This window comes from Candidatus Enterococcus wittei, assembly GCF_002140175.1.
Lineage (GTDB): Bacteria > Bacillota > Bacilli > Lactobacillales > Enterococcaceae > Enterococcus_B > Enterococcus_B wittei.
In genome coordinates, this window is sequence record NZ_NGMO01000001.1 from 26,622 (window position 1) to 39,838 (window position 13,217).

General features: G+C 36.7%; 11 protein-coding genes. 1 reads left to right on the forward strand and 10 read right to left on the reverse strand.

What is annotated here, in order from left to right; translation table 11 throughout:
- Positions 1–477: 477 nt before the first annotated feature.
- From A5844_RS00100 to A5844_RS00140, 9 genes are all read right to left on the reverse strand, one after another.
- Positions 478–1,422 (reverse strand): L-lactate dehydrogenase, encoded by a 945-nt coding sequence (locus A5844_RS00100; protein ID WP_086283047.1) that lies wholly within the window; start codon positions 1,420–1,422, stop codon positions 478–480.
- Positions 1,423–2,055: 633 nt separating this feature from the next.
- A complete protein-coding gene (locus A5844_RS00105; protein ID WP_086283048.1) occupies positions 2,056–2,247 on the reverse strand; it encodes a hypothetical protein in 192 nt (63 codons plus the stop codon).
- 225 nt (positions 2,248–2,472) lie between these two features.
- Positions 2,473–2,772, reverse strand: coding sequence for an rRNA processing protein (locus A5844_RS00110; protein WP_086283049.1), 300 nt, complete (start codon positions 2,770–2,772; stop codon positions 2,473–2,475).
- Positions 2,773–2,878: 106 nt separating this feature from the next.
- Positions 2,879–4,921 (reverse strand): beta-galactosidase, encoded by a 2,043-nt coding sequence (locus tag A5844_RS00115; protein ID WP_086283050.1) that lies wholly within the window; start codon positions 4,919–4,921, stop codon positions 2,879–2,881.
- Positions 4,908–7,163, reverse strand: coding sequence for an alpha-galactosidase (locus A5844_RS00120; protein ID WP_086283051.1), 2,256 nt, complete (start codon positions 7,161–7,163; stop codon positions 4,908–4,910). The genes A5844_RS00115 and A5844_RS00120 overlap by 14 nt, the downstream gene beginning before the upstream one ends.
- A gap of 108 nt (positions 7,164–7,271) precedes the next feature.
- The gene (locus tag A5844_RS00125) at positions 7,272–7,733 is read right to left on the reverse strand and encodes a DUF3284 domain-containing protein (protein WP_086283052.1); all 462 of its coding nucleotides are present in this window, start codon (positions 7,731–7,733) and stop codon (positions 7,272–7,274) included.
- 15 nt (positions 7,734–7,748) lie between these two features.
- On the reverse strand, positions 7,749–9,080 hold the full coding sequence (locus tag A5844_RS00130; protein ID WP_086283053.1) for a PTS sugar transporter subunit IIC: 1,332 nt from the start codon (positions 9,078–9,080) through the stop codon (positions 7,749–7,751).
- Between the two features lie 155 nt (positions 9,081–9,235).
- Positions 9,236–10,270 (reverse strand): LacI family DNA-binding transcriptional regulator, encoded by a 1,035-nt coding sequence (locus tag A5844_RS00135; RefSeq protein WP_086283054.1) that lies wholly within the window; start codon positions 10,268–10,270, stop codon positions 9,236–9,238.
- A 115-nt stretch (positions 10,271–10,385) separates the two neighbouring features.
- On the reverse strand, positions 10,386–11,417 hold the full coding sequence (locus A5844_RS00140) for a Gfo/Idh/MocA family oxidoreductase (protein ID WP_086283055.1): 1,032 nt from the start codon (positions 11,415–11,417) through the stop codon (positions 10,386–10,388).
- Between the two features lie 204 nt (positions 11,418–11,621).
- Here A5844_RS00140 and A5844_RS00145 point away from each other — a divergent pair, with 204 nt between their 5' ends.
- Positions 11,622–12,503 (forward strand): MurR/RpiR family transcriptional regulator, encoded by an 882-nt coding sequence (locus A5844_RS00145; RefSeq protein WP_086283056.1) that lies wholly within the window; start codon positions 11,622–11,624, stop codon positions 12,501–12,503.
- Between the two features lie 293 nt (positions 12,504–12,796).
- Here A5844_RS00145 and A5844_RS14060 read toward each other — a convergent pair.
- Positions 12,797–13,217: hypothetical protein (locus tag A5844_RS14060; RefSeq protein ID WP_179190505.1), on the reverse strand; the 421-nt coding region annotated here is incomplete at its 5' end.

Sequence of the window (13,217 nt, forward strand, 5' to 3'; positions counted from 1 at the left end):
TATAGTTTTCAAGTTGATTGATATTTTAGTTTGTATGTGTCAATTTTATATTCACGATTATAAAAAAAACCTCTGTTCGGTGCGTTTAATTTAATCATAGATATTGACTCATAGTTCTCATTTAATAATTAACTCAAACTGTCATATTTTATCTTATTTATTTCATCTTTAGGATTATCTGTATTTTAAACTTCGTACAACGATATATTTATCAAATCACAATAAAATAACTTATGTTTCGAAACTCTTTTAACCTCCTAAATATTATGATTTACCTATAAAGTACTCCTTTCAGTATCAGCATCCTTTAATAGCTAAAATACGTGAATCTACCCTCATTTCTTCAATCCTCTTCTTTTTTATTGATTCAAGTAAAAAAGACCAATCTAGGCAAAAAGGTTTGTCTAGGTTGGTCTTCATCTTTTATTTATTCATTTGAAATGGTTCTAACTCCAAAGTCATTTATTGATAAGAGTCTTATAAAACAGTTTCAAGAACTTTCTTCAATTCACTCACTGAACGATGGAACATTTCTTTTTCAGCTTCTGAAATTGATAGATCGATGATTTCTCTTACGCCATTTTCCCCAACAATTGAAGGAACACCAGTGAAGATATCATTTTCCCCATACTCTCCTCTTAGATAAGAAGATACTGGTAAAACAGCTTGTTCATTATTTAGAATTGCTTTGACGAGACGTGTTGTACTCATACCAATTCCATAATAAGTTGCTTTCTTACGATCGATGATTTCATAAGCCGCATTTTTTACTTTATCTGCGATTATTTCTAAGTCTTTTTCTTCTAAACGATGATCCTTTTCAACGTATTCCATAATTGGTTTTCCGCCTACAGTGGTGTGAGACCATGCGGCTACTTCAGAATCACCATGTTCGCCTAAAATATAGCCATGTACACTACGTGGGTCCACGTTTAATTTCAAGGCAATCTCTTTTCTGAAACGTGTCGTATCTAATGTTGTCCCTGTTCCGATCACACGAGAAGTTGGCAATCCAGATTCTTTCCAAGTTAAGTAAGTCAAAATATCTACCGGATTTGAAGCAACCACGAAAATACCGTCAAATCCAGAATCCATCACTTCTCTTACGATTTGTCGAGTGATCATTGCGTTTGTTTTGACAAGGTCTAAGCGCGTTTGTCCTGGTTTTTGGTTGACTCCTGCAGTAACAACAACGATATCTGCATCTTTACATTCCTCATACGTACCAGACCAAACTGAAACATTTGTTTCTCCCCAAGCCATTCCATCTAATAAATCTAGTGCTTCACCTTCGGCTTTTTCTTGGTTCACATCAATTAGTACTAGCTCATTTGAAACACCTTGGTTGATCATTGCATAAGCAATACTTGTCCCAACAAAACCAGTTCCTACGATAACAACTTTTCTACTTGTTTTTTTCATGTCTAACACACCTTTCTTCGTTATCTGTTATTTTCATGAAAATTATAGTTCTGATGTTACCATTTATCAATATGATTAAACTTATAGTTATTATAATTTTTTTTTATAGTTTTCAGGATCGCACTAAATTGACTAGGTTTTCTTGAGTTGTTCCTGAATGGCCACAAAGCTGTCGAGATGATTGGCAATTTTTAGCTGAATGTTTGTGGTAAACATTCAGTTAAAAAGTTTATGTATACATCATAACATGAAGTTCATTATTTCCCTCTCAAAGCACATTCTTTAAAGATGAATATAACTAATTGGTTTTACTATAGACTCTCTTTTTTACTTCTATTGTCGAACTTATCTTTTTTATTTGATTGTTTCTTGTTGTATTTTATAAACAGCTGCTACAATCTTTTGAACCGTCATCTCTGACAGAATATGTTCCTCCCCTTATTACATTCTGATCAATTATTTTGTGATGAGGATAAATAAATCGTAAAAAAGATGAAAAACCATAACATATAAAATACATAATACGTAGCAAACTCCTTCAGATTTCACAATTGGCAGTTACTATTCTAGAAGAAAATCAGATAAGCCAATTCATCATTTATTTACTTTATTGATTGATCTGACTGTAAAAGACTATTTGAAATTTTTATAACGTTCTTTTTTAGTCATTGGTTTTCTTGAAGTGTTCTTTTTTTGTGAATTACCAGATAATTTAACTGACAAGAAAAGTGATGCAACGATGATTAAGCATATAATGATAGTAATGATAGTCGTATGTTCCGATAATCCCGTTACATAGTCAGAAAAAAGTGATACGATATCCATATTTCAGTCCTCCTTCTAGGTTATGTTGTTTGTTTTATTACTGATTAACAAACAGATAAATGGAATTTTTTCTAAACAATTAAAGCTTATACTAGAAAATTATGAGATGACCAACAATTTTTAAACAAGTAGGAAAAAATAGTTTAAAAAAGCAAAAGAATCAAACACCAGCATCTTCTCGCTGTTTTGTTTGATTCTTTTGACCTGTATATCATTGATTAATCTTTATTGATGTTTTTTATGCTTAGAAGTAAAGGATTCTATTTTTTCTTTTGCTTCTTCGACTATTTCTTCAACCTCTTCTTCAAAATGATGAGGTTTTTTTGTCGTTTCTTCTTCAACTGCGTTAGATCCTGACATTGCTTCTTCTTTATTCAAGGTTTCACCAGAGTTTGTTCCTGACAAAGCTTCTTCTTTTTCCAATGTTTCACCAGAGTTTGTTCCGGCTAAGGCTACATCATCATCTGTTTTAGGAGCCATTGACCCTCTTAAACGTTTTCCTTTTTCATCATTATAGTTTGTCATGCTTGTTCCCTCCCTACTATACCCCTATCCTACAACAAGAATAAAATAACTGTCAAAATATAAAGGGGAATATGCGTATTTTCTTCGATAAATTTCAGTTATCCCGTTATTTTTTAAGGATTTTCACTTCATATGGGTTAAACCTGAGTTTATTGTGAACGAACTGGTCTGTTTCTAGATCCACTAGCTTCGTATTTAAAGAGACAGTTTGATTTTCTTTAGAAAAATTCATCAAAAAATAAAAATGTGCCTCCCCTTTTGTTCGTGATTGGATAGATACCAATGGATTGGGTGTGTCTGTAATGCCTTGTTGCAATTCCAGTTTTTCTATCAACGTTTGATAAAAAATCTGCAAGAAGTCATTATCTGTCCTACTGGCTAAATAATAAGCTTTTCCCTTTCCTAGTTGATTTTCTACTAGAGCTGGTGTACCAGCATAAAATGCTTTATGATAACTCCCTATAACTTTCCCTGTAGTCACTTGAATAACGGTACAATAATCTTTCGTAAAAAATTTTTTCCCACAATAGTCTATTTGATTCTGTTCTTTCGGATAAAGCATATCTAGTTCTTTTGGATACAGGCCAAAAATATTTTGTAGTTTTTGTGGCCAACCACCAAAATGAAGTTTATCATTTGAATCGACCATCCCAGTGAAATAACTAGCAATCAATGTACCACCATTGTTGACATAGGAATAAAGTGTAGACAGTGTTTCATCATCGATCAAATATAACATTGGGGCAATAACTAATGAATATCCCGAGAAATCTTGTTTAGGTGTCAAAATGTCCACTGAGATATCTGCTTCCCAAAAGATTTGATAATGGGCTTGGAGTGTTTGGATATACTGCCTAGTTGGTCGACCATATCCACCCCCACGTTTGAGCGCCCAATTACTTTCCCAATCAAATAGTATCGCTACTTTAGCTTGTGTTGTAGTTCCTTTGACCGCAGAAAGCAAAGCTAGTCGTTGTCCATAAGTAGCAACCTCTTGAAATACCCGATTTTCTTCATTGTCATCGTGTCCTATGACTGCTCCATGGAATTTTTCTGAGTTTCCTAAAGATTGGCGCCATTGAAAATACAACGTACTGTCTGAACCATGAGCAATTTGTTGGAATGAACTTAAAATGTGCATCCCTGGTTTTTTAGCTTTATTATACGCATGCCAGTTCACCATACTCGGGGTAGATTCCATGACAAGGAATGGTTGCTTTTTCAAAGAACGATACTGATCATGAACATAAGCAGATTTCATAGCAGTGACATGCAGCGGTTCATAAGGATTATGCCAATCTGGATAACTATCCCAACTGACGATATCTACGACTTTCGCAAAGCGCGAATAGTCTATTCCTTCTAAAGGAATAAAATCCTGCTGATCATGTCCTTCCGCCATAAAATTTGTGGTTACTGGGATTTTGGGAGTAATCCGGCGAATAGGCTCGATCTCATGCAAGAAAAAATCAATTGTTTGATCCGTTACGAATCGTTTCCAGTCTAAATCCATGCCATGGACTTTATGTTCCCCTAATGGTGACGGTGGTACAACTTGGGACCAGTTAGAATAATGATTACTCCAAAATGCCAACCACCAAGCTTTATTTACCGCTTCTAATGTTCGATACTTTTCTTGGACCCATTCTCGCCATTTTTGGCTACACAACTCACAATAACACTCTCCAGAGTACTCGTTACTAATATGCCACATTAATAAAGCGGGGTCATTACCATAACGTTTGGCCAGTAAAGTGTTGATTTTTTTCACTTTTTTCCGATAGATGGGTGAAGTATAGCAGTGGTTGTGTCTGAACCCGTGGTGGTGTTTCTGACCATAGGGATTTGTTCGGTTGACCTCGGGGTATTTCTCACTTAACCATTGCGGGCGTCCACCACTAGGGGTCGCAAGGATGACTCGCCCATTTCGTTTATTCATCTCTTTAAACACGTGATCCAACCAATCAAATTGATAACGTCCTTCTTCTGGCTCGAGTGTACTCCATGAAAAAACCCCTACAGTGACCGTATTGATATGTGCTTTGTCCATCAATTCAAAATCTCTTTTCAATACTTCTGGATGGTCTAACCATTGTTCTGGATTATAGTCACCACCATGGAGTAAGCGAGGATCATTATATGTCTTCATAAGAGTTTATGTTCCTTTCTTTTAAATGATAAATAAAAGACTGACAGTCGCCACCCAATTGATAAGTAGCATGATTTGCACCATTAAACAAACGAGGTTTTTTCAATCCTACTGACATTAAGATTTTCCCACGAAGTATTTCCTGTTCATTGATCTGATACGCACTATCTTCTTTCAAAGCTTTTGTCAAAGGTAAATAGGAGATTGTAGCTGGATTGGGCAATGCTGTTTTTTGATAGTAGCCAATAATCGCTTCTGTCTTATCTGAGTTGAAAACGCCCCAATAGACTTCGTTATCAGAAGGATCGTTGGGTAGTAACTGGATAAAATCACCATGAGTCAACAATTGACGGTGTTTTTTATAAAAACGAATCCGTTCCTTGATTTGCTGTTTTTCATTTTCTGTCAACGCCAATAAATCTAATTCATAACCTAATGGGCCGAACATAGCTACATCTTGGCGGAAGGCTAAAGACGTGTGCCGCAATACTTGATGATTCGGTGAAGCAGATACATGATTACTAAAGCTAGAAAGTGGATATCCTGAAAGGGTACCACTTTGAATCGTCAAACGTGCTAAAGCATCACTATTATCACTTGGCCAAATTTGCGGACTATAAAATAATATTCCTAGATCATATCTACCTCCACCACCAGCACATCCTTCAATCAATAAGTCAGGATAGGTAGTCAAGAGTTTTTCATAAAGACGATATACGCCTAAAATATATCGATGAAAGAACTCTTGCTGATAGATGTGATTCTCAGCAAGATAGCTCGAAAATGCTTCTGTAATATTTCGATTCATATCCCATTTGATATAGGCGAGGTTCGTTTCATCGATGATTTTCACCATTTGTTGATAAATATCTTCTACCACTTGAGGATTTGAAAAATCAAGAACATATTGGCCGCGTCCTACAGAAATTCGCTTATAAGGATGTCTAACGACCCAATCAGGATGATTTTTCAATAATTCGCTATCTGGAGAGATCATCTCAGGCTCAAACCACATCCCTAGCTGTAATCCCATCTCTTTGATATTTTTAGCAAATCTGCCTAATCCTTGAGGGAACTTTGCTGGATCTGCCGTCCAATCACCTAATGAAGAACGATCATTTTGACGATGAGAAAACCAACCATCGTCAATCACAAAACATTCCATGCCAAGTGATTTGCCAATATCTGCTAATGAAAGGAGCTTTTCTTCATTGAAATCAAAATAAGTAGCTTCCCAATTATTAAAGACAATAGGACGTGGCAATGTTCGCCATTTACGATCCATCAAATGATTTTCAATCAAGTAGCTAAAATGCTTTGCTAGACCATTTGTCCCAGTATCGCTATACATCAAGATCGCTTCGGGTGTCGTGAATGATTCTCCAGCAGATAAATTCCAGAGAAACTGTGATGGATGAATACCAATCATCGCTCGGGTTTTGTCCCATTCATCCACCTCTGCTTGAGCCAAAAAATTGCCAGAGTACACTAAGTTCATACCATATACTTCCCCTGAATTCAGAGTGGCTGTTTGATGCGTGAAACGAATAAATGGATTATGTTGATGCCCGCTTGCTCCTTTCAAGGAACCGATAGCTACGATTCCTTGTTCTAACGGCCTCTGCTTTATCGCTCGTTCCTTTAACCAAGCTCCCGAAAAGTGAGTGAATGTATACTCCTTTGTTGGTAGATTCAATACACCTGATAACATCCGCTGGATCTGCAAATCAGATGTTGATTGATTCGTCAATGTTTGACTTTGAGCAATTGCAGGTGAGCCTTTGAACAGCGTGTAGTTCAACAGCAATTCCAGCTTGCGTTCATCATCTGACATTTTAATCGTAAGTGTTTCAGATTCATTTTCGTCAGCATAAGTAGCTGGATGAGCGAGGTTTCTTGGCTTCCCTTTCGTATAGAATGCTTCGACAAAACGAAAATCCGGGTAGTAAACTTCTTGATTTCTAGTTAGTTCAATGGCACCTTCCTTGAAATCGGAAGACCCATACACAGGATACGCTTGTGGATGATCTGTTAAAGTGAATGCTCCATCGTCTTCAAAAAACTTCACAGTTCCCGCAGATTTATTGTTCGTCGTAACCAAATAATTGATTTCTTCATCGTTCAAATCATCTAATGGTTTGCCATAATAGACTTGTTCAATGTGGCCATTTTGCATCACATGTAGAATAAAACTGACTGTTTCATTCTGCATGTGGAATAACTGGTTTGTTACTCGTTCCATGTGTTGATTCACCATTTCTTTCATTTTATTTTGCTGTATTCTAAAAGAAGTTGATCGCTCTTTTTTTCTTGAGCAGTGTTGTCCAACTTCTTTCGGTACTTTCTTTGTTTATTTCTTTGATTCCGATAAATATTCGACTTTTTTTAATAGATAATTGATTCTCTTAGCAATGTGACGATTATAGAAAAATTTATAAATTGGGAGAACAAAAAGTAAACTAAGTTGGATTTTCGCATCCAATAGCTCATTTCGTTCAGAATAAACAAGGACAAACTCATTTGGTCCTTGTTTTGTTAGTTGATACCTTTGAACGATTGTTCCACCGACGTAATTAGTTGTAGTCTCGAAAATCTCATTTACAACTAATTTTTGCACGGTCATAGTACTTGGTATGATTTCTTGGTTCAGCTTTGTATTAAGATTTGTAACGATCGTCGTTCCTTCTGAGAGTCTTTTGATAGTTGGATCTTTTCTTTGGAAATAGGCCAGTTGTTCTTCCAATAAAACGGCAAAGAAAGTGACTGATTCTTTAGGAATTTTTTTTCGGTAGTTCAATGTATCAATACGCATCGTATACACTTCCTATCATTCTTCGATCGTTATCTTTCCGTCCATTATTTCTTTGATCTTTTCTTGCTCTTTTTCTTGTTTTTCTTCTTTTAGATATTCTCGATCCATCGTGACTAAAAACGGCACCCAGATCATCGTCATGACAACGACTGTAACGATTTGCAACAAAGCTCCTGTGATCGAGCCCGTCCCGAGCCAGCCTGATAAAAGAATTGGTGTTGTCCAAACGACAGTCGCTCCAATTGGTCGAGGGACAAGTCCAAAATAAATGGCAAAATAAGAAATCGTGGTTGATGCAAGAGGTGCTAGTACCCAAGGAACGAAGGCTAATGGATTCAAAACAACTGGTAGACCAAAAGTCATCGGCTCAGAAACGTTGAAAATGGCTGGTGCAATGATTGTTTTCATTGTTTTCTTCATCCGGATTGAACGGGCGATAAAAAATGCCATCGTAATAGAGATCCCTAATTGCATCCCTTGATTGACAAATACACCCATAAATGTAGTGTTGATGATGTGCGGTAATTGTTCTGCGCCGTTTTTATAGGCTTCATAGTTTTCAATAGCTAATGCACCCATGATAGGGTCAATCACTGCGTTAACAACTAACGTGCCATGGATCCCAAACCACCAGAAAAGTTGAGTGAAGAAAACGGCAATCAAGACAGCAGGTAATGTGCCACCAAGCCCCATAAGTGGTTGTTGTAAGAGCTGATAAACAAAATCGACGGCATTGCCCCAATTGGTGAAAGTGAACAAGTAACGAATCAGGTTGAATAAGAATAACGGAGCCGCTCCTGGGATAATAGCAACAAACGAATCAGCAATCATCGGTGGAACGGATTCAGGCATTTTGATCGTAAAGCCTGATCGGCTGATCCGACTATAGATCTCTGTCGCAAGAATCGCTGTTAAGATTCCGACAAACATTCCTTCTGCCCCCAGTTTGGATAAAGGGATAAAGGTACCCATCGTTTTGTCCGTCCCAAACGGTAAAAGCATAATAAAACAAGAAAGTGAAATCGCACCAGCAAATACTTGAGGCTGTTTATAATGCCCCGCCAGTTGATAACCTATCCCATAAACAATAAAAACAGCTGAGATACTCATCGTGGCATTTCCTACAGGTCCAAAAAAATCATTTAAGAATGTGTTGACTGCCTCTGGCAAAAAAGCAGCAAAGCCAAATGTCGTGGGTAGATTTTGAATAATGATCATGATTGAGGCAAACATCGTTGCAGGAAAAGCCATCATAAAACCATCTCTAAGACTTAACAAATAGCGATTATTTGCAATCAGTGTAGCAGCAGGTACCATTTTTTCAGCGAATTTATCGACAAACTTCATTTTGATAACCCCTTTAATAAGTTTTTGCAAACGTTTACTAAAGGAGTATAATTGTTTACTTAATGTTTACACAAGCACAAAAATAAAAAAGTTTGAGATTGTTTCATCGTCTCAAACTTTTTTATTCAATACCTTTTAAATATCTATAGATTTCGCTAATGAATCTCGGATTCTGTTGATTCTCTTAGCATCAGTTGACTGTGGCAAATAATTTGGACAGGCATGGTTCGTTCATTTAACATCCGTTCTTTTGCCATTCGAACCGCTAATCTACCCATTTCCTCTGGGTTTGCTTTTATACTGGACAAACTTGGGGTCATGAACTGAGCCATTTCGATATCATCAAAGCTTGCTACAGCGATATCTTCAGGAATATTCTTGTTTGCTTCATTGATTGCTTTGTAAACCCCTACTGCCATTGGATCACTAGCTACGATCACTGCGGTTGGCGGATGTTTCTCTCTCAACATTTCTTGCCCTAGGCGCAGTCCATCTTCTGGTTTCCAACTTCCTTGATAGACACGAGCATAAGATCGAAGGCCTTTTAACGTCATCCATTTCAAGTAAGAATCAGCGCGGATCTCATCTTGGCTTTTTTCTACCTGACCGTCTTCTGTTACTTTACTACTGTATCCTCCGATAAATGCAATGTTTCGATGACCTTTGTCATAGAGAACTTGCAAAATATCTCCAGTCTTTTTTTGGAAATCTGTTTGGATACAATCGAGATTTTCCACATTAGAGTAGTTATCCACTAAAATGAGATTGGGGTTGATGCCAGCAATCTTTTTCGTTGCTTCAACTGTCATCTCACTAATCATGATTACTGCCCCATATTTCGCTAGTTGTGTCCATTCTTTATGAGCATCCTTCATGTGAAAAGCACGAATCGTACGAAATCGCCATTTTGCTGCTTCCTTCTCGATTCCTCCACGGATTTTCCGGAAATAAGGATCATCTAATTCTGCTTCTTCTTGGTGTCTGACGATCAAGGCTATCGTCATTTCGTCTCCTTGGCTCCGTGTGCCACGTTTATTCTTGTTTACCGTGTAATTCAATTGGTTAGCGATCTCAATGACTCGTATTCGAGTCTGTTCATTGATACTGAAAGTTGGATCTTCATTTAAAATACGAGAAACACTTGCGGCAGAGACTCCCGCGATTCTAGCAATATCTCGGATCGAAGCCATCTTATCACCTCTTGTTTACTGTTTACTAAAATAATAACAGAAAACACTTAGGATGGCTATCTATTCTCTTAAATAGGTTAAAGCTCTTTTTATCTCTCTCTTTTATTTCTTTGGATCAGAGAGAATTCTTGGCTTCTTGAATTTGTTGAATGCCTGTTTCTAATATTCTTATTTGTAATAAGGTCTCTTCGTTCTTGACGACTTTTTCCGCACCATTTATCAATGTTTCATAAACACCTTCATATACTCGACGGTAATCACCAACTTCAGAGACTACTTTTTCTTCATGATAGTTTCCTTTTTCATCTATATAAGTCAAAATGCCGTAATGTTCCGGCAGATCAATCCCGAAATCAGCGTTTTCTGGCATATAGAACATTTTTAGATGCTCTTCTTGACGGTCTTTCGTTTGTTTGACAAACATCCCTTTTTTTCCATAAACCACAAAACTCGGGCGTTCTTTGATACGGAAATAACTTGATTTGATAGAAATCTTCATTCTTCCATAGTAAAAATCTAAATCAAAATAGTCATTCATCCGTCGTGAACCTAACAATTGACGAACATCATAATGGATATCATCTGGTTCACCAAAATAAGAAAGCACTTGATCAACTGTGTGGCAAGCATGACCATAGAGATAACTGTTTGGGATGGAGAATTCCTTAGTACTTTCTGGGACTTCTGGTCGGAAATAGTCATAATGCATTTCTACTTCAAGGATATCTCCTAACTTACCACTTTCGATGACTTTTTGAACGGTTAGAAAGTCAGAATCAAATCGGCGATTTTGATAACATTGGATAAATAATCCCTTTTCATCGGCTAAGTCAAACAAAGCTTTAGCTTCTTCTTCTGTCTCGGCAAATGGTTTCTCCACTAATACATTTTTCCCATGTTCTAAAGCCATCTTTGCGTATTCCACATGAAACTGACTAGGTGTGGTGATCACGACTAGTTGAATTTCTGGATCCTCCCAAAGATCAGCTAATTGATCTGTGTACTCGATTTCATCAAAGGTTTCCCAGTTATTCGGTACAGGTGAAAAAATTTTTTTGATTTGGATTTTATCCGCCATTCTTCTGGAAAAAGGTAGATGATAGCGATTCGTGCTTTTGCCGTTCCCTAAATATGCGATTGTTAACATGATGATTCCTCCTCAATAGTTGTTACACTTAGTATAAAGCAATCATTTGGCTAGGCTTACTTTTTTCTTGCTTTTGGTAAAAATGTTCAAAAAAAGAGAGTAGTTTACTTGTATTTTGAAAAGGTGTTCCAACGTTTATGTGTTTTAAAAAATAAGTGGTCAAACATTCCGTTTTTCAGTAAGATGGATCATGGAGGGATGTTCATGCTTATTGAAGATAAATTAGCCGCTCAAGAAACATTTACGACAACTGAAAAACGAATTGCTGATTATCTGCGATTGAATCTTGAATCGGCAATTTATATGACCATTGAAGAACTTGCAAAAGAGACGTATACTTCTCATTCAGCGATTATTCGATTATGTAAAAAAATCGGATTTAGCGGATTTAAAGAATTCCGCTTCGAATTAGGGCGCGAGGTCCATCAACTCGTTGCACAATTCAAGCAAGTGATTGACCCAAATTTTCCTTTTTCCGATATGGATGATGCGAAAACAATTGCCAAAAAGATGGCTGACCTATCCATTCAAGCAATCAAAAAAGCCCAGTTTCAAATTGAAAATCAGCCGCTTGAAACGATTGCGTCTAAATTAAACCAGGCAGAACGGATTTTCTTATTTGCCAAAGGTGATTCTCAAACGACTGCTCGAAAGTTTCAAAACAAACTAGTCAAATTGAATAAATTTTTGATTCTAGCTGAAGAATATAGTGACTCTTCTTGGAACGCTGCGAATCTTACTGAAAAGGATTGCGCAATCTTTATCAGCTATAGTGGACGAATCCATCATTATGAACGAATTTTGTCTTATTTGTCTCATGTTGGTGCTACAACCTTACTAATTACAGGAAATGAACAGTCTGAAATGGCCAATAAAGCTGAGTTGAAGCTAGTAGTTTCTCAAGAAGAATTTGACTTTGCAAAAGTTGCGACTTTCTCTTCTCAAATCACTTTCGATTATGTCTTAAACACTTTATACTCCGTGATGTATTCCCAAAATTATCACAAAAACTTATTGAATTTAAAAGCCAAACAAGAGTTACTACAAAAAGGCCTACTAAAAGAATACCACAAGCAAAATGGTTAGATAATTTCATTAACTAGTGGTATAAATTTATCATTAAGAACAAAAAAACGCTCATTCTAAGATTTTTCTCACCAACATTCCTTGACAAAGATCCTATACTTCTCTGTCTCACAGACTCCTGTCAGTATGGTTAACATAAATACACCTGTCACTATTACTGTTTCGCTTGCATTACAAATGACGATTGTTGCATTAGCTCCCCTAATATGACACTCTTTGCAAATATCTCCACGCCACTTTTCTCCATCATGTATTTTTGTCTTCTAACACGATGGAGAAAAGTCTAACACTAATTAATGTTGTGGGGCTAATATCTTCTGATTCTTGTTTATTAGTGGATTGAATGCCTTCGTTGAATTGTTTTGAGTACTTCTGTTTCTACTAGTGAATACAACATCTAAAAAACTTTTCTTTTCTGCATCCTTTGGGAGTCCTGTGCTTATTTTGAGATCGGAAACAAAGTGATTGGGATTGCTTTCAGTATTCGTAGGTACATGATTTAAAGAGTTTCGGTTTGTTACATTCTTTTGTGAGGCTGTATCTACTTGTTGATCAGAGACGAACTGATTGGGATAGTTACTTCTTTCTATACTCTGATTGATAAGTTTTAATAAACTCTGATTGGTTATACTCTCTGCAGATTCTATAGTGGTTGATACTATCTCTCTCTTGTTTCTGTTTCCAGTTGTTGGGCTATTGGTAGTTTTGGTACTT

Excerpts from the sequence above, each read along its gene's own strand:
- A5844_RS00100 (WP_086283047.1), bottom strand. The coding sequence starts at position 1,422 with ATGAAAAAAACAAGTAGAAAAGTTGTTATCGTAGGAACTGGTTTTGTT.
- A5844_RS00105 (WP_086283048.1), bottom strand. The coding sequence starts at position 2,247 with ATGGATATCGTATCACTTTTTTCTGACTATGTAACGGGATTATCGGAA.
- A5844_RS00110 (WP_086283049.1), bottom strand. The coding sequence starts at position 2,772 with ATGACAAACTATAATGATGAAAAAGGAAAACGTTTAAGAGGGTCAATG.
- A5844_RS00115 (WP_086283050.1), bottom strand. The coding sequence starts at position 4,921 with ATGAAGACATATAATGATCCTCGCTTACTCCATGGTGGTGACTATAAT.
- A5844_RS00120 (WP_086283051.1), bottom strand. The coding sequence starts at position 7,163 with ATGGAACGAGTAACAAACCAGTTATTCCACATGCAGAATGAAACAGTC.
- A5844_RS00125 (WP_086283052.1), bottom strand. The coding sequence starts at position 7,733 with ATGCGTATTGATACATTGAACTACCGAAAAAAAATTCCTAAAGAATCA.
- A5844_RS00130 (WP_086283053.1), bottom strand. The coding sequence starts at position 9,080 with ATGAAGTTTGTCGATAAATTCGCTGAAAAAATGGTACCTGCTGCTACA.
- A5844_RS00135 (WP_086283054.1), bottom strand. The coding sequence starts at position 10,270 with ATGGCTTCGATCCGAGATATTGCTAGAATCGCGGGAGTCTCTGCCGCA.
- A5844_RS00140 (WP_086283055.1), bottom strand. The coding sequence starts at position 11,417 with ATGTTAACAATCGCATATTTAGGGAACGGCAAAAGCACGAATCGCTAT.
- A5844_RS00145 (WP_086283056.1), top strand. The coding sequence starts at position 11,622 with ATGCTTATTGAAGATAAATTAGCCGCTCAAGAAACATTTACGACAACT.